We start from the raw sequence: 25,076 nt of genomic DNA on the forward strand, positions 1-25,076 counted from the left end.
GGAACTGATCCTATTTATTTTTTAATTATTTGCAGGAATTATTTAGCCCGGCTTCGAGGTAAGCCAAGTGCCCGCTCTGCAATCATGCTGCGATGAATTTCGCTGGTGCCGCCATAAATAGTTGTGCCCTGAGCGTGGCGATAACACAAATTCAATTCGCCCGCAGGCCCGTGACGTTTCGACAAAGAGTAGGGTGCAGTCAGGTCCAGCAGATCGGACGCATCCTCCATGAATTTTTCCGAAGAAAACATTTTTGCCATCGGGCCGTAACCAAGGTTGGGCAATTTTTCAACCGAAGACCAGAGAGATCGGCGCGAAATCATTTCGGTAAGATAGAAATGGGCCATCGATTTTGCCAGACGCTTTTGCGCAATCGGGTCTTCAATCAGCGGGCGCCCGCGATAACGGATTTCACGGCAAAGCTCAACAGCAGCATCCACCATAGCCCGTTGATGTCCGGCAAAACTGCCACCGCCGTGTTCCAGCTCCAAACCGGCAGCCATAACCTTCAAACCCGCATCCACATCACCTAAGCGGTAGCTGTCGGGAATTTTCACTCCTTCGTAGTAGGTAATATTGGTGCGTTCTTCCTGAAAAGTATAAACCGGCTGAACTTCAATTCCGGGCGCATCCAGTGGCACGACAAACATGGTCAGCCCTTTATGCTTGGCGACATCGGAATTGGTACGCGTCAGCATTAAAACATACTGTGCGATATTGGCGCCGCTGGTAAACATTTTGGATCCGTCGATTCGCCAGCCGTCGCCGTCACGGGTGGCGCGGGTTTTGACAGCGAACACATCTGAACCCGAGTGTGGTTCCGAATAGCCGAGACTGCAGATGGCTTCGCCCGCAACGATTTTACTTAAAATATCGCGTTTTGCCTCGTCACTACCGAATCGGCGTAACATGGTACCCACCATCGAAGTTGTGCCTACAGCATGGTGACTCCACTGGTGTTTTTCCCAAACATGGGAGAGGGCACTCATAGCATAAGGAGGCGCGGCTCGCCCACCCCATTCAACAGGCCAGTCCGGAAAAAGCAGCTTAGCCTGGGCCAGTTTTCGGTGCACACCCGCGTCAAAGCCGTCAAATGAGTAGTGGGCTTTCGCTTTTAATTCCGGAGTCAGGGTTTTGGTAAAGAAAGCATCCAGTTCGGCTCCCATTTCCCTGGCCTGTTCACCCAGGTCAAAATCAATATGCGCCTCGCCCACATCCGGTAGCTGCACAACTTCACCACCGTATAATCGGCGACCGGCTTCTTCCAGCAGGCGTTCCGGATCACCAAGAATTAACGCCCAATCCTTAGCGCGCAGGTTGTATAGGTGAATATCGTATTCCGTAGTTAAACCGTAGCCCCCGAAAACGTGCAGTGAATGGGACACGGCAAGGCTGGCAGTTTTCGCGTTCCACCAGGCAGAAAGGGAAACTTGGGCCGCTGCCTCAGAATCGCCGGGCTTGGCATCGGCAATATCGTGAATGGTTTTCCAGACGAAATACTTGCCACCGTCAATGTCAGTAATGCGATCAGCCAACGGATGAGATATTGCTTGGTAAGTACCGATGGGTTGACCAAAGGCTTCACGTTCACATGCATACGCCGCAGCTAACTGGACCGCTTCACGCGACAAACCGGATAAGGCGGCCGCAGCCAGCAATTTCCACTCTTCCAACGCTTTGGCAAATTCAATTAGCCCGGATTCATCGCCGGATAGGGTGGATTGAGTTGCGTCTGCCAAATGCAGTTCTGCAATTGGCGTTGAAGCCAGGTTTTCCTCAGTTCGATCTCCACTATCAGACACCGCGGCGGTTGCCGCGTCCACCAGCACTATTTTGCTGCCATTGCGGGCGATAACCTTTGTTGCAACTGCACCACCGGGCACCCATTGCATGGGCTCGTCGGCGATATCATGGAAAGCAATCGTGACCACGGATTTACCGCTCATGGCGTCATCGAGTAGAGCCGCCTGCGACTCAGCGCCGAGCAAAGCCAGCAAGCGCGTGGCTACCAAGGTCTCAGCAACCGGCCCGGAAGCCAGGGTACGACCCACTTCTTCCATGAACACAGCGGCATCCAATAAACCTAATTCCAGACCGCCAGATGCTTCAGGAACGCGCATTGAAAACGCCCCCATGTCCGCAAGCCCTTGCCACAGACGCTGATCGAACCCGCCCGGTTGAGCAGCACGCACGCGGGACATGCTACTTTCCTCAGTCAGAAAGCGCGCGAAATTCTCACGCATCATGCGTTGATCGTCTGAGAGATTTAAATTCATGGTAAGGCGACTCCGTTATTTAGCTTCAGTGGGGATGTGCCCCCGACTTATTATTCTTAATGCCCTTATCAAAACCGTTGTGCGGGCGACGGTCTTATAGCGCAGGGAGGCTCAATCGCTTTAGTTATCAAAGCTGTTTGCGCTAACGGGCCTGAACCGGAAGACGTTGCGGATGGTTTTTCAGGGCTCTTTTTTTTACTTTAAACTCGACGTAAATTAGTGGATCTATGCTAGCATCCCAATCAATTACTGGTCAACAGGGTTGTTTATTAGTGGGATTTGTGGCAAAAAGCTTTATAACTAAAAAAATACCGTTTCGGGAAAGCCGCTAATACCCCCAACACCCCGAAAAATAAATACAACTAAAACCGTCAGCATTTTTCAAACTGCAGTGACCGCAAAGCGTCAAAATAACTGCCCGGATTTCTGCAGCGGTATTGTGTAAGAAGGTCTATTACAGATGAGTTTGTCTAATAAAACAGTCGTGATCACGGGCGCGAACTCGGGCATTGGCTACGAAGCTACGCTTAAGCTAGCCGCAACAGGCGCCCGCGTTCTGATGGCCTGCCGCAGCATGGATAAAGCAGAGAAAGCCCGCAGCACCATACTGTCTCAGGTCCCGGAAGGTAAAATTGATATTCTGCCCGTTGACGTCTCCGAACTGTCCTCCGTCGAGGATTTTGTGAAAAGTTTTGCAGAGCAAATCGGAGAGTTGGATATTCTAGTTAATAACGCAGGTATTGTGACCCCGATGCTGTCCCGTAATAGCATGGGTCACGAACTTCACCTTGCGACCAATTATCTGGGCCCTTTTGCACTAACCGGAAGGCTGCTGCCCTATTTCAATAAAAGGGCTCCGACAAGAATCATCAATATAGGTAGCTTAGCCCACCGTTTCGGTAAATTTGATTTTGAAGATCCCAATTGGGACAAAACAAAATTCAACCACTGGAAAGCGTACGCCCGCAGCAAAATTGCTACGGCGAGTTTCACCATGGAATTACATCGTCGCCTGCAGAAAAACGGCGCTGACATTATTTCTCTTGGTGCACATCCTGGTTTTGCTGCAACTGATGTGGGGACCAAAACCGGCGCCACCACACCTAAAACAGCGTTTGGGAAATGGTACCAGGGAAAACTCGAATCCTGGATTGTTGCACTGCCAGTGCACGCAGCTGAGCCGATGGTTCATGCAATCAGCGCCGACGATGTGGTGGGTGGTGATTACTACGGACCCACCGGGTTGTTTGAAATTAAAGGCAAAACCGGCAAAGCGCGCATGAATCCCTTGGCAAGTGATATCGAATTTGGCAGACGACTTTGGGCCACTTCGGAATCGTTAACCGGCGTTCGATTTCTTTCAGGGTTGTAAATAGTAATTTACCTGTCTGTCCAATCAGGTAATCGATAAGGCTGTTGTATGAGTACAGAAGATAATATTCAGTCGCTGCGACTGGAAGTGCGAGAATGGTTGCAAACCAATGTTCCAGACGGCTGGCGCGAAGCCATGACGAATGTCGAGCAAGAGCAATTCGTAACCTTGCAGAAAGAATGGTTCGTGAAGCTTTCCCAGGCCGGCTATGCCACTCCGCACTGGCCGCAAGGCTGGCATGGAGGTGGCCGCTCTCTGGCAGAACAAAAAGTCATATTTGAAGAAGTCGCACGCGCTGATGCACCACGGTTGATTCTATTTTTTGTGGCTCTGTATCACGCTGCTTGCACACTGTTTGAATGTGGCACGGAACAACAGCAGGAAAAATATCTGCACGGCATTCTGAATGGTGAAATCTGGTGCCAGGGTTTCTCCGAGCCCAATGCCGGTTCGGATCTGGCATCACTGCGAACAAAAGCTGTACGCCGCGGTGACCATTACATTGTTAATGGACAGAAAACTTGGTCCACTATGGCGCAGTATGCAGATTACTGCCTGCTATTGACTCGAACAGATAACTCCGGACCACCGCAAGCTGGCTTAACCTATCTATTGCTGGATATGAAGTCCAAAGGGGTGTCAGTACGCCCGATCTCACAAATTACCGGCGACGATGAGTTCGCAGAGATTTTTTTCGACGACGTTGAAGTGGCGATCGAAAACCGAGTGGGAGAGGAGGGTGCAGGTTGGGCTGTGGCTCAGGCGACCCTCGCCTCCGAACGCGGATTAACGCTGGTTGAGCTGACCCAGCGCATGCGCTATGCATTGCCGATGCTCACCAAAACAATGCACGATCGCGGCTGCCGTGAAGATCCGGTCTTACAGCGGGATTTGGGCAAGCTGATAGTCAATGTCGATGCTGCCTGTGCACTTGCGGATCAATATTTAATGAAACGCATCTCTGACACGGAACAGGTGGGTGACGCGTCTATTGTGAAATTAGTTTACGCTAAAACCCTGCGTGAGTTTGCCGCACTTGGTGTTCGTATAAACGGGCTGGAAGGGCAATACCATTCCGGTTTTATGCGTGGTGCTACCCAGGAAACCGGTAATTGGACACTGGATTTTATGAACTCTTACAACTGGTCGATAGCCGGTGGTAGTAACGAGATTCAGCGCAATATTATCTCGGAAAGAATGTTGGGTATGCCACGCGAACCCAAAAGCTGGCAGGTGACGGAGGGCAAATCATGAATGTTGAATTAGCAGAACTGCAGGACTCCGTCAGGCGGGTTATCGATGGGGCTGGCGTCGCGACCGCCGAAAGTGACACCTGGACCCGGATAGTCGAATTGGGCTGGTTGATGGTATCAGTCCCGGAAGAGTTATCGGGACTCGGTTCCGGCATTGAAGGTGCGGTGACCTTGCACTCGGAGCTCGGTCGCGGACTTTGCTGTGCGCCCTACCTACCCGCGATGCTCGCAATAGACGCCATTTGCCACTCGGACCTCTCCGATCGCGAAGCTTGGCTGGAGCGTATTTTTAGTGGCGATTTTATTACTGCCCCTCTCTCCGATTGCGTTGTTCGCAGCGACGGAAGCAACCTCAACGGAGTTGCCGTCGGTGTTCAATCCGCGGACAACGCAGACCACATTTTGATTGGCACCGCCGATGGCGAAGCAGTGCTTCTGGTCGCGCTGGACCAGCCCGGAATCGAGATCGTCGCAAAGCCGACCTGGGATCAGACCCGGCGCCTGTTCAACGTGCGGCTAACGGGTGTGAAACTGGCTGCTCAAACGAGGCTTGCACAAGGTGATAAGGCACGTAGCCTGATCAAGCGACTGCTGGCTCAGCGCGATTTTGCACTTTCCGCTGATGCCATCGGGAGTGCAGCGGCGCTGCTAGAGATGACCGTTGATCATCTACAGACCCGGGTGCAGTTCAAGCGACCTTTAGCCATGTTTCAAGCACTTAAACACCGGTGTGCAGACAGCAAAGCGTCCATCGTCGCGGCAGAAGCCATGTTGTTTGACTCATTACGTAAAGTCGGCGATCAGCTGCATTCCAGTGATGCGGAACTAAAAGCGAAAAGCGCTAAATTATTCTCTACAACGATGTTTGCGAGCGTGGCTGAGGATTGTTTGCAGTTGCATGGCGGTATCGGCATGGCAGACGAGCACCCTTGCCATTTGTTTTTGAAGCGCGCGCTGCTGAGTGAGCAATTGAGCGGGTCCGGCAATGCATACGCTGATCAAATCGCCCAAGACCTATTATCAAAATCTGCCTTTTAACCTGGGTTGCGCCAGGGGCAGAGACTATAACCTATTGTTTTTTAGAGCATAAACCCTTAGCCAGAAGCCGGTGGACTATCCCGGATGCATGCTTTATAGTAATCACCAGTGGTGTGCATTAAGAGTAAAACAGTCAGGAGATTTTTGTGATTGCCAAGAATAAGCAAGGCAGAACAGATGCCATTTGCAGATGGTTTACTGATAGCAATGCAGTGAGGATGTTTGAGTAATGCGACCGTTACCAAAGCTGGACTCGATAAATCGCGATTTTTGGACCGGCGGAGAGCAAGGCGAGCTACGCATCTACTGCTGCAGCGATTGCGGGGAGTTTACCCATCCGCCCCGGCCGGTTTGTCGTCATTGCCTGTCAGAGCAGGTCGCACCAAAAGTCGTTAGTGGCGCTGGGCGGGTGGATACATTCACCATAAACCATCAGAAATGGCATCCAAAAATGGAGGTTCCGTTCGTGATCGCGCGAGTTGCGTTGGATGAGGCTCCAGGTGTGTATCTGACCACCAACATCGTGGGATGTGAAGTTGACGAGGTCGATATTGGAGACCGCGTTAAGGTTAAATTCGAGCAGCAGGATGACATTTTTCTGCCTCTATTTGAAAAGACAGACCCATGAATAAACAAGCTATGAAAAAAGATGCAGAAGCCTATATAACTGGAATCGGGCAGTCTCAAATTGGGCAAAACCTGGAACGCCACCCGTTACTACTTACCCTGGATGCAGTAAAAGAAGCGCTTGAAGAAGCAGGCTTGTCCATCAGCCAGATAGACGGGGTTTCTACTTATCCGGGTCGTGTTCCTCAAATGTTGGGATTCTCACCCATCGGGGCTGACGAGCTGATCGACGCTCTGGGTATCAAAGCCACCTGGTATGCCGGTGGTGGCGAAATCACCTCGCAATTAGGGGCAGTTGTTGCTGCAGTCGGAGCCATTCGTGCCGGTCAGGCGCGCCATATCATATGCTATCGAACTGTATACGAAGCTGCAGCGATGGCACGCCCGGATGAATTTCCCATGCCACGGCGTGACCGCGTGGAAAGTCATTCCCAGTGGACCGCGCCCTTTAATGCGTTATCACCGGCAACCTGGTTTGCCCAGTACGCCATGCGCCACGTCAAGAAATACGGCATGACCCGTGAACAACTTGCGCAAATCGCATTAACGGATCGCGCGAATGCAATGCTCAATCCCCGTGCCCTGATCCAAAAGCCGTTAACAATGGACGAGTATATGGCGGCACGCCTAGTAGCAGAGCCACTGTGTTTGATGGATTGCGACCGGTTCACTGACGCGTCCACTGTTTTAATCGTTTCTGCAGGCGACGCGCTTGACGAGGTCACCTGTACACCAGTCCGCATAGCGGCTATGGCCGGCAGCGTTGATCGCCACAGTTGGGATCAGGCGGAGTGGATGGCTTCCTACGCGACAGGGCGGGATTTGTGGAAGCGCACTGATTACAAGCCTGCCGATGTGGACACCGCACAACTTTATGACGGTTTCAGTTTTCTTGCCCTGACCTGGCTTGAAGCTTTGGGTTTCTGCGAGGTAGGGGAAGGCGGTCGCTTTATTGAAGGCGGACAGCGGATTGCGCTGGATGGAGAATTACCCATGAACACGTTCGGTGGCCAGATCGCCGGTGGACGTTTACATGGCTTTGGATTTGCCCATGAAGCGGTAGTTCAATTACGCGGGTTGGGCGGTGATCGCCAGATCAAAGGTGATCCGAAAGTGGCCATCGCCACCTCGGGAGGCGGACCGCTGGCAACAGCGCTGCTTCTCGCGCGGGACTGAGTTCGCTGTGCCGGAGCAACTAACCGGGTTCTGGCGCCGTATCCGGCTGACGCCCTCACAAGGGGCGGTTCAAGCTGAGGTGGAGGACGATTTTCACTGCATGAGTGTGATCGTTCACCACAGTGGCGGCAACGCCATTCGAATAGAGCCCGATATGCGCCGTGCACCATGGTCTACCTGTCCTGGAGCGGAGCACATGCTGATGCAGACTTTCACCGGTTTACCTTTGAAACAATTTGCAGAGCGTGGTGACAAAAAAGCGAACTGTACCCATTTATACGATATGGCGATGCTCGCTGCCGCTCATGCTCAAGATGGTGCACAAACGATCTATGATATTCAGGTTTCCGATGCCATTGATAATGAGCGCGTCGCTGAAATAAGAAAGAACGGAGAAACGCTACTGAAGTGGACGGAATCCGGCTTCCATTTGGTAAAACCTGACGCAGCAGCTGGTATCAGGCTTGATAAGTTGCGCTCGTGGATCGACACGCTGGAGCCGGGTTTACAGGAACCAGCCCGCCTGCTGCAGTGGGGAAATATGTTGGCTAACGGCCGTAGTATTCCGATAGAACAGCAATCGGATGCCACTAAAATGCCACCGAACTGTTACTCCTTTCAGCCTGAAATGGCGATAAAGGCAAAACGGATTGGTGAAATACTGGATTTTAGTCAAACGACTAACCAAAGGACTGAACAACCGCTAGACAAATATAAGCCGGTTGTTGAACAACGATAAGTTTAAAAACAACAGAGTTAAAGAATAAATAGAACTCGAATAACACGACGAACCTAGAGGACGTGAATCATGGAAATGAACGATATGGTGATCATCAGCGTAGATGATCACATCACTGAACCACCGGACATGTTCGATAAGCACCTGTCAGCTGAAGATTTGAAAACCGCTCCCAAATTCGATACAGATGAAAATGGTAAGAGCTTCTGGACTTACCAGGGCATGTACATGCCGTCAGTCGGGCTCAATGCGGTTGTCGGGCGTCCCCTGGAAGAATACGGCATGGAACCCAACTCGCTGGAAGAAATGCGCGAGGGTGTTTACAACGTAGATGCCCGCATCAACGATATGAATGTAAACGGCGTTGCGGCATCACTGAACTTCGGCACCTGCGTCGGCTTTGATGGTGGACGCTTTCACAAAGCACCAGACAAGGCGCTCTCCCTTAAACATCTGCGTGCCTACAACGATTGGCACATTGATGAGTGGTGTGGCGCCTATCCCGGCCGATTCATTCCTTGTGCAATCCTTCCAACCTGGGATATGGATGCGACAGTAGCGGAGATCAAACGGATTGCTGCTAAAGGTTGCACCGCAGTGTCTCTGAATGAGAACCCAACCAAGCAGGAATTACCCAGTGTTCACAACGAATATTGGAATCCAATGTGGAAAGCCATTGCCGAGCATGACATGACCATGTGTCTGCATATTGGCGCAGGTAACCCGGTTCCACACGCGTCGATGGAAACGCCCATCGAGGCATGGATTACGACGATGCCGATGTCGAGTGCAGTGGGTGCTGCGGACTGGTTACATCTGAGTGCATTGCACGAATATAACCTCAAAGTTGCGTTGTCCGAGGCCAGTATCGGATGGGTTCCTTACTTCCTGGAACGAGCTGATTTTGCCCACTCTCGTCATAAGTTTTGGACCCACAACCATTTCAGCGGCATGCTGCCCAGCGAAATGTTCAAAAAACACTTCATGCTGTGCTTTATTGATGACGCATATGGCCTGAAGAATCTGGACGAACTGAATGAAGACCTGATTGCTTATGAGTGTGATTATCCCCACTCAGACACACTTTGGCCTAACTGCCCGGATCATTTGTGGGGTGACATCAAACACCTCAAGCAACAACAGATCGACAAGATCACTCACCTCAATGCGATGAACTGGTTCAACTTTGATCCGTTCAAGCACATCAAAAAAGAAAACCTGACCGTTGGCGCGCTACGTGCGCAAGCGGCCAAAGATGGTGTGGATACGACGCCGAAATCCTGCGGCGGCGCCAGCCCCCTGGCGAAAGGCGAAGAGCCTCGTCGCATCACCTCCGGTGATTTGATGAGAATGTTCCAGCACCACGGTGAGCAAGGTAAGAAGATCGCAGGCTAACAAAAAAAGGCGGCAGCTCACAAAAAGTTGCCGCCTTTTTCTATTTCAGCAACCTCTTTTCCTTAGTGCATTCTATGGCACTGCGCTGTGCGCAATTCAGGAACTCTAACAGGAGAAAATCAAGATGTCCGAAGCGTTTATAATTGACGCCGTCCGTACACCTCGAGGTATCGGCAAAATGGACAAAGGTGCTTTAGCCAAAATGCATCCGCAACATTTAGCGGTTGTCGTGCTCAAGGCTCTGCAGGAACGCAATAATATTAATACAGCCGAGTTGGATGATGTTATCTGGGGAACCAGTGCACAAAAAGGAACTCAGGCTGGCGATTTAGGCCGCATGGCGGCGCTTGATGCCGGATTCGATGTCAAGGTCAGCGGAGTGACTCTGGATCGGTTTTGCGGCAGTGGTTTGACCGCAGCCAACCTGGCGGCAGGACAACTGAAAGCCGGGTTCGAGGATTGTATTATTGCCGGGGGCACTGAAATGATGTCCCTGATTATGGCACTCAGCAAACAGGAAATGGAAGCGGGCATCAAGCCGATGGGCATCGGCACCGGCAACCTGCGCCTGCACGAGCGACACCCGCAATCGCACCAGGGTCTGTGTGCGGATGCAATTGCCTCAATGGAAGGTATTGGTCGTGAAGCCCTGGACGCATTCGCGCTAGAAAGTCAGCGTCGGGCAGCGATCGCCATTGAAGAAGGGCGTTTCGATCATTCCATCGTGCCTGTACTGGATGACGAGGGTAACCTTATATTGGACCGTGATGAGCACCCTCGGCCCCAAACCACGCTGGAAAACCTCGCGGACCTGAAGCCCAGTTTCAGCAAAATTGCAGATTTTCCCGCTGACCGGGATGGTAATACCTATCGCCAGTTAATCAACAAGCGCTATCCGGATCTGAAAATCGAGCATTTCCATCACGCCGGTAACTCATCGGGTGTTGTTGATGGAGCGGCCGGTTTATTAATGGCCTCAAAAGAGTACGCTGAAAAACAAGGCTGGAAGCCCCGTGCCCGTGTAGTGGCCGTTGCCAATATGGGCGGTGATCCCACTTTGATGCTAAATGCGCCTGTTGCAGCAGCAGAGAAAGTGTTGCAAAAAGCCGGGCTCACTGTGAATGATATTGATTTGTGGGAAGTTAACGAAGCTTTCGCTGTCGTGGTAGAAAAGTTTATTCGCGACTTAAATATCGATAGAGACAAAATCAATGTCAACGGCGGGGCGATTGCATTGGGTCACCCAATCGGCGCAACCGGAGCCATTCTAATCGGCACCGTATTGGATGAATTGGAAAGACAAAATCTCAAGCGCGGTTTAATCACAATGTGCGCCGCAGGCGGCATGGCTCCGGCTATTATTATTGAGCGTGTTTGACAGCGCTAATATCGTACAGGCCTTTATAAAAAAAGCCGCATCAAATTGTAATTGATGCGGCTTTTTTCTGACGCTAACTAAACTCCCGCAATCGAACGCGGATAGAGACCGTATGTGTTAACTTTGAAACAGCTTACGGATTTCCCGACGCAGTAGCTTCCCCATCTCGTTATACGGCAACACATCCATCTTGGCTATGCGCTCAGGTACCCGAGACGAACGTAAGCGATCTTTCACTAAACTGCGCAGCTCGTCGTCAGCGGGTACGGGGCTGCCGGGTTTTACAGCAAAAGCAATACCCACCGCCTCACCCCACTCAACTGACGGTACCGCCACTGCCGCGACGTCCGCAATTGAAGGGTGGCTGAGCAATACTTCTTCTATTTCTCCGGGTGAAATATTTTCACCACCACGAACTATAACGTCATCAGCTCGCCCGGCAAGAAACAAGAAGCCTTCTTCGTCGAGCCAACCTGCATCACGGGTCGGAAACCACCCATCGGAATCCAGTGCAGAGCGTTCCCTGTATTCTCCAGAAACCTGTTCGCCACGCACGTATATCTCACCCCGTTCGCCGGCAGGAAGACAATTACCTTCTTCGTCCCGGATTTCCAGTTCTATTGTTGGTAACGGGCGACCTACCGAGCCGAGGCGAGCCCGAGCAGCAGGATCAGTAGAGGCAAATGCGGAAATATGATCGTCAGGGCCCAGCAATGCGATGGTAGAGCTGGTTTCTGTCAGCCCGTAGGCGTTAGTGAAACCACACCCCGGAAAGCGTTGCATGGCTTTTTCGATTACCACCATAGGCATAGGGCCACCGCCATATGCGATCGCTTTTAGTTTTGACAGATCTGATTCAGCGCCTTCTTCCATGCGCGCGATTATGCGTGACAACATCGTAGGCACTACGAACGCGTTACTGGCGCGCTCTTCACTTGCCAACGTAAGCCAGGTATCTGGATCGAACGCGGGCAGCATCAAAATCTTCCGCATGGAATAGATAGAGCTGAGCAGGGCGGCAATACCGGCAATATGATAGGGCGGAACGCACACCAGACTGGCTTCTTCTTCTGCGGCCGATGCAAATTCCACCGTGCCCAGAATGTAGGAAACCAAATTGGCGTGTTTTAGCAAGGCCGCTTTAGGCGCAGAGGTCGTGCCACTGGTGAAAATCTGTGCAGCAATACCGTCTTCCTGTTCACGCTCTTCGAAAGGTTCGTTGATCGCTTCTGCTTCGAGTACAAACTCAGCCCTTTGAAAGCAGTTATGCTTGCCGTCCGGGTTCAGTTTTTGAATACGCTCCACATCGCCTATGGCACAGGCGGGTGCAATCCGATTCAGTAACGCGGCTAGATCTTCATCTGCCAAGCGATAGTTCAGCGGCACGTAGGGAACCCCGGCCAAGGCTGCACCAAAGAATGCAATTGCCGTGGCCTCGCTACTTTCATCCAGCAATGCCACGAATTCGCAACCGCTACGGGTGATGACCGCTGCTGCACCCTGTGCAGCCTGCCATAACGAGCCATAACTCCAACGCCGCCCGCTACAGACTAGGGCAATCCGGTCGGGGTCGGTTTCTGCCGCCATTTGAAGAAAGAGTGAAATATTCATGGGCGGACCTTTAGTCGGAAGAGGGTAGAGGTTTGCTGTCTTTGATCTGTAGCGCGGTGCCACCGATCGAGAGCGAACCTTTACCTGCTTTAACACACAGCAGCTCTACTGTTGCATCGGCATCGACATAACGTTTGCCCACTTTTGTACCCTCGGCAAAAGCGGAATCCAGCTCAGCCTTTGCTTCCGGCGCAGTATCCGACATGGGGCTGCCGCCGCAATCCACTTCGATATTGCTTCCTTTAATGACCATGACTTCAGTATCACAAGCTGTGCTTTTTAGTTTTGTTCCTGGCTTCATAATGCGCTCGTTCTATTTTATAGGTTCTGTATGTAATTCTGATTTTACGCTGCTTAATACCGGCCGGCGTCAGGCAATTGCGCCGCTGGATTTAAGCTTTTCAATGCGGTCCCATTCAACACCCAATTCCATAAGGAACGTTTCAGTATGCTCAGAAGCCTGAGGGGCTCGCGTATTTTCCACTGCCTGATGGTTAAACTGCACGGGGCCACGCACCAACTTGATCGGGTCACCTCCGTCAACCGACTCAACCTCAAACAACATATCATTGGCCAGGGCTTGCTCATCACCTGCAAGATCCAGCAGGCTTTGAACCGGCGCCCATTGACCTTTCATGGTTTTGAGGTGCTGACGCCAATATTCGAAGGGCTTGGCAGCAAAGGCAGCTGTCATAAGGTCACTGGCATCGCTCCAGTTTTTCATTAGCCCCTGAACAGTTGAAAATCGTTCATCGTCTGCGGCTTCCGGAATCCCCAGGTGAGTAAAGGTGTCTTTAATAAAGTTACCCGGTGTGATCATGCATAAATTAATAGTGCCACCGTCGGATGTGGCGTAATTTCCGGTGAACGGGTTATTCGGGTTACCACCGGAGCGGGGCATACGGTTGCGCATGACGTCGTTCTTTTCAATAAAGAGGTCAACTGCCGACCCGGCCGCCCACCAGGCGGTACTAAGCAAAGAAACGTCAACTTCGCTGGTTTCACCGGTCTGCGCGCGATGAAATAAAGCGGCGGAAATACCGCCAGCGATATTCATACCTCCGATAGAATCACCAAAGGCAGCGATGCCCTGGGCCAATGGCTGACCTAACTCTTCTGGTGACATGGAGTGACCGACACCGCTACGTGACCAGAATGCCGTGCCATCAAATCCGCCGATGTCCCGTTCCGGGCCCTTGTCGCCATAGGCACTGCCGCGGGCATATATAATATTCGGGTTAGCTGCACGGATATGCTCCAGATCGATTTTCAGTTTCTGGCGCTGGAACGGCAGATAATTCGTAATAAAGACATCGCAGTCCTTGGCAATTTCATAAAGCAACTCCACGCCTTCGGGATTGGATATGTCGATGCCTACACTGCGTTTACCCCGGTTTGCGTGCTCCATCATGGTGTTACGTTGCGGGTCTATTTTCATGCCACCCATATTGATGAAACCACGCTGAGTATCACCGCGGACCGGATGTTCAATCTTAATTACGTCAGCGCCCCAATCAGCCAAAATAGCGCCGGCTGCAGGCACAAAAGTGAATTGTGCTACTTCAAGGACTTTCACGCCCTTCATTACTTGAGTCATAAGTTATTCTCCGGTTTCTAGTTATTCTGCGGGTACGTGCCTGACGACAAAGACGTTGGCTTTATAAGAGAAATTGAAGGTATAATACTAAACAACAACAGTGTTGTATATAATGAGGTCGACGCAACGCACGGGCAAACTCTCACCTGCAACAGAACAGTATTAGGTTTGCCGATGGAAATTAGGCACTGGATTTCCAGTCAAAGTCCGGCCTTGGATAATAAGAAATTTCTATAGGATTTAATACCATGAAACTTGATTCTACTCTATCTGCAGTCGTCACGGGCGGCGCATCAGGACTGGGCTTGGCAACGGTAAAAGCATTAAGGGCACAGGGAGTTAAAGTTGCCATATTCGATCTTAATCAGGAGATCGGCGAAAAAATGGCAAAAGAGACCGGCGCGGTCTTCTGTCAGTGCGATGTTTTGTCAGACGAAAGTGTCGATCAGGCATTTGCGAGTGCGCGTGAGGTCAATGGACAGGAGCGGATTTTAGTTTGTTGTGCCGGCGGTGGTAACGCTATCCCTACCGTGCGCAGAGATAAAAAGACAGGTGAAATTCAAATGTTTCCTACCGACAAGTTCGAGTGGGTTTTACGTTTGAATACCGTGGGCACGTTTCGCTGCATCACCCGTTCTGCAGCGGGCATGATGGCTGAAGATCTACTGGACGAGGAGCGCGGCGTTATCGTGAACACGGCATCGGCGGCTGCCACAGACGGACAGATGGGGCAAGCTGCCTATTCGGCAGCGAAAGCCGGTATTGTGGGTATGACCCTGACCATCGCCCGTGACTTATCCCGTGAGGCAATTCGCGTAAATACGATACAACCCGGCATATTCGATACCCCGGCCATGGCAAGAGCACCTCAGGCAATGAAAGACGCGCTGGGCGCAATGGTGCCTCATCCCCGTCGCCTCGGCCACCCGGATGAATTTGCGAGCCTGGTTCTGGAAATGGTCCGTAATCGATACATGAATGCAGAAACCATTCGTTTGGACGGTGCAATACGGATGCAACCCCGGTAAGCCAAGCGAAAAAACCAATACAACAATTAGAAACAGACTAATTCGAGAGGACCAGAGTTATGACCAATGAAACCACAACGACATCCCCGATCGATTATGCAACTGAAGGTGCGGTAGCGATCATCAGCCTGAATCGCCCGGCACAAGCAAATGCTCAAAACAAAGAACTGTTATTGGAATTAGACAAAGCCTGGGACCGTGCAGCTGAAGATGATCAGGTTAAAGTGATTGTGTTGCGGGCCAACGGCAAGCATTTTTCATCCGGGCACGACTTGTCCAACTCGAACGCTCAGGCGCAGTTCGATAAAGACAAAGCGGAATCCGGCATGATGAAATTATATATGCACGAGCGTAAGCATTTTCTCGGATTCAGTCGCAAATGGCGCGATATACCCAAACCATCTATTGCGGTTGTGCAAGGCTCCTGTATCGCTGCGGGAATGATGCTGTGCTGGCCTTGCGATTTAATCCTTGCTGCCGATAATGCAAAATTTCGTGACCCGGTTGTCATGATGGGCATAGGGGGCGTGGAATACCATGGTCACACATGGGAATTCGGCCCGCGTAAAGCGAAAGAGATGCTATTCACAGCGTCTTCTATAACCGCAGAAGAAGCACGTGAGTTGGGAATGGTGAACCGCGTCATACCATTGGAAGAGCTCGATTCCCAGGCTATGGAGCTGGCCCAGCAGATTGCAAAAATGCCTGCCTTCGGACTGGCGATGGCAAAACGTGCCGTCAATCAGACACTGGACATCCAGGGTCAGTACTCCGCTATCCAATCGGTATTCGATATTCATTCAATAGGGCATGGCAGCGCAGTTGCCCAGTGTGGATTCCCGGTATTAGTGGACCTGGAAAAGCTAAAACAAGCGGGCAAGAAACCGCAGGAATAAAGCTTACCCATTCAGGTACCTATTAAAAGGATTGTAAAAATATGAGTATGTTTTCCGATAAAATCGTTGTTATAACCGGTGCTGCCGGTGGACTCGGGCAAAGTATTGCGGCCTACTTCAGAAACGAAGGTGCTAAACTGGCTTTGGTTGATTATAGCGAAGATTTGCTGAATAAAAGCTTCCCTGAAAGCAATGAAGAAAACGAGATTTTGCTGGCCTGTGATTTAACAAAGCGCGAATCCACAGCGGAAGCATTCAGCAAAATTGTATCAAGGTTCGGTCGAATCGACGTGCTGGCGAATATCGCCGGTGGTTTTATGATGGGCGAGCAAGTCCATGAAACATCAGATAAAACCTGGGATTTTCTGTTTAATCTGAACACCCGCTCGATCGTCAACACTTCAGCTGCCACTGTTCCGGTGATGCTAAAGCAGGGTGGTGGTAAGATTATAAACGTCTCCGCGGCATCGTCAGTGAAAGGTGGAGCTCAAATGGGCGCTTATCTCGCTTCAAAAAGTGCGGTGTCCCGTCTGACCGAAACCATGGCAGACGAACTGAGAGCGAAAAAAATCAATGTGAACAGCATCATGCCTTCCATTATTGATACGCCGAATAATCGCAATGCAATGCCTGATGCTGATTACAGTGCGTGGGTGAAGCCGGAAGACTTGGCGAATGTAGTTGGATTTCTGGCTTCCGATGCGAGCAGTGCAATTCACGGAGCGGGTATTCCTGTAGTGGGCCTGGTATAAAACAAAACAACATAGAGGAATGAATTATTTTTTATTCCCGGCAACGAAAAAACAATAAGATAATTACAAATAAAGTAATTACGTAAAAGGTATGGCAAGACAATGGGCTCAGAGGGACTCCATAAACTCAGCGCAACGGTATTGAATCAAAACCCCGAAGACCAGGCCATTGAATTTGAAAAGCAATGGTATACCTGGGGAGATTTGAGACGGATCGCTGGGATGGTTACGGAGCTGATCGCCGCATGCGGTGCGGCTCCGGATACCAAAATAGTTTTGGTAGCAAAAAACAGGCCTTCCGCTATCGCGGCTTATCTGGGATTAATGGAAAAACGGTTTACCTTTCGTTTGGTTTATCCATTTCAGTCTTCCACTTCAATGGCCCGGGAGATTGAGCAAATCAACCCCTCGGTCGTGATTGCAGCGGACGAAACATTTAATAGTGAAATAACGAAAGCGCTGAAATCTGCAGGCATCGCCGGGATCGCCTTATCGCAACGGGGCGCAAAACAGGTGCCGGGGCTGGAACGCTCGCTAAACCCGACCACTGGTTACCCAGCACCCTTCATTGAAATTCATACCAGCGGCACGACAGGTGCGCCCAAGCCGTTTGAATTCGACTACGAAACCATTGCTAAACATATCGTAGGAGGGCGCAGAACGCCTTCCTCGGAAGGAGATAATCCACGCGCGCTTCCTCCAATTCTGATGTATTTTCCTACTGGCAATATCACTGGGCTTCACGCAACCATCGCACCGTTATTGCGGGGACAAAGAGGGGTACTGCTAGACCGTTTCAATATTGAAGGCTGGCATGATCACCTGAAGCGTTATCAGCCGCCCGCGGGAGGATTACCTCCAGCCGGTGTTCAGATGGTACTGGATGCTAATTTACCGCGTGAAGATTTTGCCTGTTTAAAAATGATTGGCTCGGGGTCAGCACCCCTTGATCCGGGTGTTCAGAGTGCGTTTGAAGCTCGCTATGGTGTGCCTATTTTACTGGCCTATGGCGCCACCGAATTTGGAGGCCCGGTCGCCGGTATGTCACCGGAGGTGTATGCTGAATGGGGCAGCCGTAAAACTGGCAGTGTTGGTAAACCGTATCCAGGCGCACGTTTCAGAGTAATCGATGCCGAAAGCAACGAGGAGTTGCCGCCGGGCGAGACCGGGATTCTTGAAGTCGTCTCGCCCCGTATGGGTACACACTGGATTCGCACTTCCGATATTGGCTACGTTGATGAGGACGGATTTATATTCCTGTGTGGCAGGGCAGACGGCGCCATTATGCGCGGCGGATTTAAAGTATTGCCCGAAACAATCGAAACCGCGCTATTGCTTCACAGTGCGGTTTCAGCGGCAGGAGTAATTGGAATACCGGATCATCGGCTCGGTCAGGTACCCGCTGCCGCAATCGAGCTGAAGGCCGGGGCAACCACGCCTTCATTTGAAGAGCTGGAACAGCACTTGCGCGAACATATTGCCGCTACTCACATTCCGGTAAAATGGAAGTTTGTCAGCGAGCTTCCACGTACTGCCTCTTACAAAGTGCATCAGCCGACGTTACGCAGTTTATTCGAGTAAATATTTTCGTTTTAGCGCTAATAGGGCGCAGGCAGACATTCATAATGAATCCGAAAAAAACAGGTTGGAAACTAAGAATAGAACATAGCTTTGAGCAGCTGGGGCAAATGCTGGGCAAGCATCCCGGTCGCTGGCTGCTGGGCTGTCTTTTGATCATTGCCGGCATGGCATCTCAGCTCGGACACCTGAAGCAAGACAGCAGCATAGAAGGCTTTCTGCCCGAAGACTCAAGTGTAGTGAAGTCCTATATAGACTTTAAGGAAATATTTGGACGTGATGAAACCTTCATCATAACGGTTCAAACGGATGACCCTTACACCCAGACATTTGCAACACAGTTACACGCCTTGCATCAGCAGCTAATGGATGAGGTGCCTTACATTAACAGCGTCGACTCTCTCGCCAACGCCCGACATACCTACGGCGCTGATGACACACTGTATGTTGACGATCTGTTGCCCGAGACGCTGCCGGACGATCCAGCTGAGATACAAAAGTTAAAGGACTACGCCCTCACCAATGAGAATTATCAAAACTTTCTAATCTCTGCAGACTCCCACACTGTGGCATTGATAGTGCGTTTGAATTCATTTGCCTATGAAAAAGACAGTAGCGGTGAATTACATCGTAGATATCTTGATGAAGCCGATATGCTGACCGCCTACGAGAAACTTAACGACATCACCACTCAATACCAGGGGGTTATTTCAGATGAAGTCGATCTCACCGGTGGCATGCCGATTTCGCTGGTATTATCGGAACTGACCAGACTGGATTTCATTGTCCTATCCGGGTTGGCTAATCTGATTATCGGTATCGTTTTGATGATCATATTTAAACGGGCATCCGGCGTATTCCTGCCTTTATTGATTATGGCGCTGGGCGTCACGATTACGATGAGTATGATGGCAATACTGGGAACCCCTATTCAGGTCAGTACCTCAATTTTACCAGCGTTTCTGCTCGCGGTTTGTGTCGGTGACAGCATCCACTTGCTGACCATTTTTTATCGTTATTACGATGATGGTGCGGAAAAAATACAAGCACTGTCAAACGCGATGGGACATACCGGCTTGGCAATGTTGTTTACCAGTATTACCACCGCTGCGGGTTTACTGTCGTTCGCCATGTCCGAGCTAACCATGGTTTCTTCCCTAGGCATATATGGTGCTCTGGGTTCGATTGTGGCATTTGCGCTATCTATCTCGATTTTACCTTGCGTTATCGCTTTGGCACCGGTCAAACGTCGCCCGGTACAGCAGGACGAAAACGGCGTCATGCTTCGCTTCCTTGGCGGCTGTGCGGATTTTTCTGTTCGGTACGCAAAACCCATCGTGGTAATCGGAGTGGTATTGCTGGCTGGTAGTTTGTTCATTGCCAGCCAATTGAAATTCAGTCATTACCCTATGGCCTGGCTACCTCAAGACAACCCCTATACCATTGCCATTAAAAAATACGAAGAGCGCATGGGTTCAACCAGCAGCATCGAGGTGGTGCTGGATACCGGCAAGGACAGGGGCATTCTTAATCCCGGTTTCCTCAGGGCAATGGACCAGATCCAGAAAGAAGTAGTGGAATGGGATACAGAAAACTACAAAATTTCAAAGGCGATCGGTATTACCAATATCATCAAAGAAACCAATCGCGCGTTACATGACAACAACGAAGAGCACTACTCCATTCCCGATGATCCGATGCTCATCAGCCAGGAATTGTTTATGGTGGAAATGGACGAGCCCGATGATCTTTACAACATGGTGGACAAAGACTATCGGATTGCGCGCTTGACCATCACTTCTACGTGGTTTGATGGTGTTTATATGCAACCGTTGCTGGACCAACTGCGAACACGGCTGGACACGGCTATGGCCCCTTATGATGTCTCGATAAGCTACACCGGAGTGGCTCCCATTATGGGGGTCACGTTTGCTAAAATGTTGATATCGACCGCCGAAAGTTATGGCTTGGCAGCTATCTCTATAACCTTGATGATGGTGCTATTGATCGGTAATGTGAAGCTGGGCCTGTTAAGCATGATACCGTCATTGCTGCCAATCGCTACAGTTCTGGCTGGCATGCAGTTACTGGGAATGCGCCTGGATATGCTCACCATGCTGATCGGCTCGATTGCCATCGGCCTGACAGTGGACGATAACATTCACTTTATGCATGGGTTTAGGAAGCTGTATGAAAAAACCGGTGACCCTGCTTACGCCATTAAACACACGCTGATGTCGACCGGTCGGGCAATGCTTATAACTTCCATCGTACTCAGCCTAGGCTTTATGGTGTATATCACGGCACAGATGACCATTATGGCCAGTTTTGGTGTTATTACAGCGGCGTGTATAGTGCTTGCACTGGTGGCATCTTATCTGGTTGCACCCGCACTTATGGTGCTTTCCAATAAAACCATTCACAAGCAGGATGTTGTTTTAGAAGACGGCTTGATAGTCGCGGAACCCATTCTGACCCAAACGCAAGGAACGGTTAATTCGTAATTGCCGGGCTTTCTTGTAGCAAAAAAATACCGGCGACAAACAAATAGTTGTCGCCGGTTTTCACCCCTTTGACAGTAGCGTTGCGCTACTGCTAAAGAAAACCAGTTGACGCCAATTTCCTAAACAGCCACTTCAATCCAGTCGTCTACCACCCGCACTTCATAGGTAGGGATCGGTTTGGTCGCAGGAAGACAGGTTGCATTTCCCGTTGCCAGATCAAACTGAGCACCATGCAAAGGACAGGTGATTTTGCAATTACGCACCCGTCCAGCATGAAGAAATTTATCTTGGTGAGAACAGACATTAGAAACGGCATACAGCTTGCCTTTGGTGTGCACCACCAGCACCATACTGCCGTTAATTTTCTTCGCCCGTTTGGAGCCATCGGGCAGGGCAGCGGTTTCACAAAACCGTGTAAATTCTTTTACCACTTGTTCTTCCGACAAAATTAACAACCTTTTATTCTCGTATTCGGATTCTGTTTTACTCAGTATGGAGTTAGCCGTTTACGTATTTCTCTATCACCTGTTCAAAGTGACGTACCCGAATTTCCTGATAATTGCCCAACGTGAGGCCTTTTTTCGCACTGGCTTCAATGCCTTCCTGTTCTAACAACAGATTCTCGGTGTCCTGATCTAGAATGGCTCCAAATCCAGGATCCATACCTTCCGCTTCAGTGAATGACTGATGGTCTTCCAGATGCACGACGCAGGCCGGCTCCGGGCGCTCGCCATCCTTCGGCACAGGGCGCAGAAAGAAAACCTCGTACAGACACTTGCGGTGATCGCCTTTCACCGGGCGAAATCGATATACCATGGGTAAGGAGATTCCCGGAAACAGGAACGTGTTCGGGAACAACGTGTATGAGAAGCAATCCAGTATCTCTGAATCGGAAACGTTACTAAGATCGGAATTGGTGGCTTGCTCGAACATACCGCGCATCATATCCGCCATACGCTGACGAGCCGTTTCACCGTCTTTTAACTTGCGGTCGGCCCCTGCAAGCACGGAGCTATCGCCTACAGTGAACTGATCCAGTATGTCCTGTTCAGATACACGGCCAGCCAAATGAGGGCTTACCACGCCCAGTGTCGAAATGAAACGGTCTACGTGATCACCATAGGTATCGTATTGAGAATTCGCATCACCGTTGGACGGTGCAACCTGGGGATGCGTCTCGATAACATGATAGGCTTCCATAAAGGCTTCGATGGTCAATTTCCAATTCGCCGGTATCACTTTCGAAACGTGTGCGGTGATATATCGATCTTCGAGCTTCCATTTCGTTATATGACCCATTGCTTCCGGGCCAATGTATTCCGCCAACGTTGGCGCGTTGTCGTCCATATTGATGAACACAAAACCACCCAGTGTTTCGACTTTTGCTTCAGGTAGTTTGAATTCATCTTTATTTACATGCGGGAAGTCCCATTCACAGGTGATTTTTTTGTTGGTGCCATCAATATTCCATGACCAACCATGGAAAGGGCAGCGAAATTCGCTGGCACAGCCTTCGGTGCCCGATGCACGCAGCTTAGTACCGCGATGCAAGCAAGCGTTGTAGTACGCCCTGATGTCGTTTTCAGCCACGCGAGTCACAATAAAAGAGTAGTGCTCCAAATCGTAAACGTAGTAGTCACCGACTTCCGGTATATGTTCTTCTCGACAGGCGAATTGCCAGGTTTTTTTCCACAGCGTGTTCAGTTCTTTTTTCGCAAAGGCGGGATCGGTGTAGCGATCCGTTGAGATATCTTCGCTGCCCATGAATTGGTAAGACTCCGAACGCACCCAATCCGGAGCGGGCACTCTATCGGCAGAAATGATCTCCTGGGTACTCGGTGCATTGGGACAACGTGCATCACCCTGGTTGACTTTGATTTTTACGTTCATGGTGCTCTCTCCAAATTCTTTGTAATTCAATAGGCTTATTCAGCAGCGACGATATTCTTATGTATTGCGCCGTCTTTCATAATCAACTTCAGATTTTCAGCATCGACGACAACAGCCGGATCAGCGATCGGATCGCCTTTCACTAACAGTAAGTCCGCCAGATAGCCTTCCTGAATCAGCCCCAGTTTCTCATCCGTTCCCATGGTCATCATGGCGCCACCGTTCGCTGTGGCACACACCAAAGCTTCGGTCGGACTATAGCCAAAATACTGCACAAAAAATCCAATATCCCGCGCGTTGGTGCCGTTGTGGCTCCAGGCAAAACCGTAATCGCCACCAATAGTATGTCGAATGCCGCGTTTACGCAGCGCGTTGTGGGTGTCCTGCGAAGCTTCCAGTAACTTGTCAATTTGCATTGCCTTGGCAATGTCGTTACTCATATAGGGTTCTGCTTCGTATAACAGGGTATGGAACAAGCTGACGGTGGGCACCACAAACACACGGTCCTTGGCTTCTTCAAATAGGTCGAGCGTTTCTTCGTCGGTGAACTCGCAATGGAAGAGGGCATCTACACCAGCCTGCAAACAGCGTTTGGCGCCTTCAATCGAACGAACATGGGCATTTACCCTGCGACCAAACGCATGAGCCGTGTCCACGGCCATCTTAATTTCTTCAAACGTCATCGGGGTGGTGTAAGCCGGTGTATTGGGATAAAAAGGATCACCGGAAACATCGAGTTTGATATTGTCACAACCTTCACGGCAGGCCAGGCGCACCGCCTTTCGCATCTCTTCCGGTCCATCCACAATGTGTGAAGGCCCACCGGGACGTGGATCGTGTTGACGGCTTTCGTCACCCATACCACCAGTAACAGAAATTTCCAGCGAACCGGCACGAACACGGGGGCCTTTTAATTGCCCGGCATTGATGGCGTTGCGTACGGCCACACCCAATTTCAGTTTTGCCTCCGAGGCACCCCAGACACTGGTAAAACCCTGGTCCAGCAAGCGTTCTGCAACTCTGGCTGTTAGCAGCGTATGTTCTTCTGGAGAGGGCGTGATCAGATCACCGGTCGAAGTTACATTATCAAATGACAAATGCCCGTGACCCTCGGTCATACCCGGCATCAAAAACAGGCCATTTGCGTTAATAACTTCGCAACCCTCTGCAGGGATTTGCGCAGGTGACTGTAGCACCCGCTTAATCCGGTTGCCTTCCACCAGAACGTCTCCTGCATAGGGATCCGTTCCGGTAGCATCGAAGATTCTGGCTCCGCGAATAAGTAATCTGCTCATCTTAAGTTGCCTACGCCTCTCTCATTTTTGTTATGCCTCCATTATGCCCACCTTACATAATGGTCAAAATGACCTCACGCGCATAGCCACTTGACTACTTCTGCACGCCCACTTATCGGCTTTGAGCGAAGCCAGTAGACTCGGCCTGTATAGAGAACAAAAACAAGTGGGAGAGAACAATGATAAGAGGAATACACCACGTTGCCGTGCATGTTCACGACATGGAGCGAATGATTCGCTTTTACAAAGATGCATTCGGATTTGAGGTCGTCGGGGAACCTTTCAGCTGGGAAAAAGACGACTTCGTTGACCGCATTGTGGCGGTGAAAGGCTCGGCTTCCAAGGGCGCAATGCTGCGCGCAGGCAGCTGCTACATGGAGCTTTTCCAGTACAGCGCCCCGAAACCTAACAATACCAAAGGGTTAGATCCCTTTGATAAAGGCTATACCCACTTTTGTGTCGATGTGACAGATATCGGATTTGAATTTGAACGCCTGAAAGGTCTCGGCATGACCTTTCCTGAGCCAGAACCGATCAATGTAGGTCACGTCATTACCATTTATGGGCGCGATCCCGAAGGTAATCTTATCGAAATCCAGGAAACCATTGATAGTAAATGTGATTTTCCCCTCGATTGCCTCACTCCGATTTCTAAAAAAGCAAAGTAGACC

At 50.6% G+C, this 25,076-nt stretch carries 21 protein-coding genes; 14 read left to right on the forward strand and 7 right to left on the reverse strand.

The window, feature by feature from the left end; genetic code table 11:
* Positions 1 to 38: 38 nt before the first annotated feature.
* Positions 39 to 2,276 (reverse strand): acyl-CoA dehydrogenase family protein, encoded by a 2,238-nt coding sequence (locus tag FT643_RS15045; protein WP_156872241.1) that lies wholly within the window; start codon positions 2,274 to 2,276, stop codon positions 39 to 41.
* Positions 2,277 to 2,736: 460 nt separating this feature from the next.
* Between FT643_RS15045 and FT643_RS15050 the strand changes: the two genes are divergently transcribed.
* From FT643_RS15050 to FT643_RS15085, 8 genes are all read left to right on the forward strand, one after another.
* Entirely contained in the window at positions 2,737 to 3,648 is a 912-nt protein-coding gene (locus tag FT643_RS15050) for an SDR family oxidoreductase (RefSeq protein WP_156872242.1), read from the forward strand.
* A gap of 48 nt (positions 3,649 to 3,696) precedes the next feature.
* Positions 3,697 to 4,902 (forward strand): acyl-CoA dehydrogenase family protein, encoded by a 1,206-nt coding sequence (locus FT643_RS15055; RefSeq protein ID WP_156872243.1) that lies wholly within the window; start codon positions 3,697 to 3,699, stop codon positions 4,900 to 4,902.
* Positions 4,899 to 5,939, forward strand: a complete 1,041-nt coding sequence (locus FT643_RS15060; RefSeq protein WP_156872244.1) for an acyl-CoA dehydrogenase family protein — start codon at positions 4,899 to 4,901, stop codon at positions 5,937 to 5,939. The genes FT643_RS15055 and FT643_RS15060 overlap by 4 nt, the downstream gene beginning before the upstream one ends.
* 229 nt (positions 5,940 to 6,168) lie before the next feature.
* Positions 6,169 to 6,567, forward strand: a complete 399-nt coding sequence (locus FT643_RS15065; RefSeq protein ID WP_156872245.1) for a Zn-ribbon domain-containing OB-fold protein — start codon at positions 6,169 to 6,171, stop codon at positions 6,565 to 6,567.
* Positions 6,564 to 7,742 carry a thiolase family protein gene (locus FT643_RS15070; protein ID WP_198043581.1) on the forward strand — a complete coding sequence of 393 codons (1,179 nt, stop codon included), beginning with the start codon at positions 6,564 to 6,566 and terminating at the stop codon, positions 7,740 to 7,742. The genes FT643_RS15065 and FT643_RS15070 overlap by 4 nt, the downstream gene beginning before the upstream one ends.
* Before the next feature lie 7 nt (positions 7,743 to 7,749).
* On the forward strand, positions 7,750 to 8,481 hold the full coding sequence (locus FT643_RS15075) for a DUF2889 domain-containing protein (protein WP_198043582.1): 732 nt from the start codon (positions 7,750 to 7,752) through the stop codon (positions 8,479 to 8,481).
* A 69-nt stretch (positions 8,482 to 8,550) separates the two neighbouring features.
* On the forward strand, positions 8,551 to 9,876 hold the full coding sequence (locus FT643_RS15080) for an amidohydrolase family protein (protein ID WP_156872246.1): 1,326 nt from the start codon (positions 8,551 to 8,553) through the stop codon (positions 9,874 to 9,876).
* Positions 9,877 to 10,000: 124 nt separating this feature from the next.
* A complete protein-coding gene (locus FT643_RS15085; RefSeq protein ID WP_156872247.1) occupies positions 10,001 to 11,254 on the forward strand; it encodes an acetyl-CoA C-acetyltransferase in 1,254 nt (417 codons plus the stop codon).
* A 117-nt stretch (positions 11,255 to 11,371) separates the two neighbouring features.
* Here FT643_RS15085 and FT643_RS15090 read toward each other — a convergent pair whose 3' ends face one another.
* The 3 genes from FT643_RS15090 to FT643_RS15100 all read right to left on the reverse strand — a co-directional run bounded on the left by FT643_RS15090 (position 11,372) and on the right by FT643_RS15100 (position 14,462).
* On the reverse strand, positions 11,372 to 12,865 hold the full coding sequence (locus FT643_RS15090) for a class I adenylate-forming enzyme family protein (protein ID WP_156872248.1): 1,494 nt from the start codon (positions 12,863 to 12,865) through the stop codon (positions 11,372 to 11,374).
* A gap of 10 nt (positions 12,866 to 12,875) precedes the next feature.
* Positions 12,876 to 13,166 (reverse strand): hypothetical protein, encoded by a 291-nt coding sequence (locus tag FT643_RS15095; protein ID WP_156872249.1) that lies wholly within the window; start codon positions 13,164 to 13,166, stop codon positions 12,876 to 12,878.
* Positions 13,167 to 13,235: 69 nt separating this feature from the next.
* Positions 13,236 to 14,462 (reverse strand): CaiB/BaiF CoA transferase family protein, encoded by a 1,227-nt coding sequence (locus tag FT643_RS15100; protein ID WP_198043583.1) that lies wholly within the window; start codon positions 14,460 to 14,462, stop codon positions 13,236 to 13,238.
* A 248-nt stretch (positions 14,463 to 14,710) separates the two neighbouring features.
* On the opposite strand from FT643_RS15100, the gene FT643_RS15105 reads away from it, so the two are divergent.
* From FT643_RS15105 to FT643_RS15125, 5 genes are all read left to right on the forward strand, one after another.
* Positions 14,711 to 15,490 carry an SDR family NAD(P)-dependent oxidoreductase gene (locus FT643_RS15105; RefSeq protein ID WP_156872250.1) on the forward strand — a complete coding sequence of 260 codons (780 nt, stop codon included), beginning with the start codon at positions 14,711 to 14,713 and terminating at the stop codon, positions 15,488 to 15,490.
* A gap of 59 nt (positions 15,491 to 15,549) precedes the next feature.
* The gene (locus FT643_RS15110) at positions 15,550 to 16,386 is read left to right on the forward strand and encodes an enoyl-CoA hydratase (protein ID WP_156872251.1); all 837 of its coding nucleotides are present in this window, start codon (positions 15,550 to 15,552) and stop codon (positions 16,384 to 16,386) included.
* Between the two features lie 41 nt (positions 16,387 to 16,427).
* Positions 16,428 to 17,138 (forward strand): SDR family NAD(P)-dependent oxidoreductase, encoded by a 711-nt coding sequence (locus tag FT643_RS15115; RefSeq protein WP_156872252.1) that lies wholly within the window; start codon positions 16,428 to 16,430, stop codon positions 17,136 to 17,138.
* A gap of 102 nt (positions 17,139 to 17,240) precedes the next feature.
* Complete coding sequence (locus FT643_RS15120; RefSeq protein WP_156872253.1) at positions 17,241 to 18,719, forward strand: class I adenylate-forming enzyme family protein; 1,479 nt, start codon at positions 17,241 to 17,243, stop codon at positions 18,717 to 18,719.
* 44 nt (positions 18,720 to 18,763) lie between these two features.
* Positions 18,764 to 21,220, forward strand: a complete 2,457-nt coding sequence (locus FT643_RS15125) for an efflux RND transporter permease subunit (RefSeq protein ID WP_198043584.1) — start codon at positions 18,764 to 18,766, stop codon at positions 21,218 to 21,220.
* A 119-nt stretch (positions 21,221 to 21,339) separates the two neighbouring features.
* Here the strand turns inward: FT643_RS15125 and FT643_RS15130 are convergent, their stop codons facing one another.
* Genes FT643_RS15130 through FT643_RS15140 form a run of 3 tightly spaced genes read right to left on the reverse strand, consistent with a single transcriptional unit; the run spans position 21,340 to position 24,405 of the window.
* Entirely contained in the window at positions 21,340 to 21,666 is a 327-nt protein-coding gene (locus tag FT643_RS15130; protein ID WP_156872255.1) for a Rieske (2Fe-2S) protein, read from the reverse strand.
* Positions 21,667 to 21,718: 52 nt separating this feature from the next.
* Positions 21,719 to 23,110: an aromatic ring-hydroxylating oxygenase subunit alpha gene (locus tag FT643_RS15135; RefSeq protein ID WP_156872256.1), complete on the reverse strand. Its 1,392-nt coding sequence runs from the start codon at positions 23,108 to 23,110 to the stop codon at positions 21,719 to 21,721.
* Between the two features lie 35 nt (positions 23,111 to 23,145).
* Positions 23,146 to 24,405 (reverse strand): metal-dependent hydrolase family protein, encoded by a 1,260-nt coding sequence (locus tag FT643_RS15140; protein ID WP_156872257.1) that lies wholly within the window; start codon positions 24,403 to 24,405, stop codon positions 23,146 to 23,148.
* A 179-nt stretch (positions 24,406 to 24,584) separates the two neighbouring features.
* On the opposite strand from FT643_RS15140, the gene FT643_RS15145 reads away from it, so the two are divergent.
* Positions 24,585 to 25,073, forward strand: coding sequence for a VOC family protein (locus FT643_RS15145; RefSeq protein WP_156872258.1), 489 nt, complete (start codon positions 24,585 to 24,587; stop codon positions 25,071 to 25,073).
* Positions 25,074 to 25,076 lie beyond the last annotated feature (3 nt).

This window comes from Ketobacter sp. MCCC 1A13808, from assembly GCF_009746715.1.
Classification (GTDB): Bacteria; Pseudomonadota; Gammaproteobacteria; order Pseudomonadales; family Ketobacteraceae; genus Ketobacter.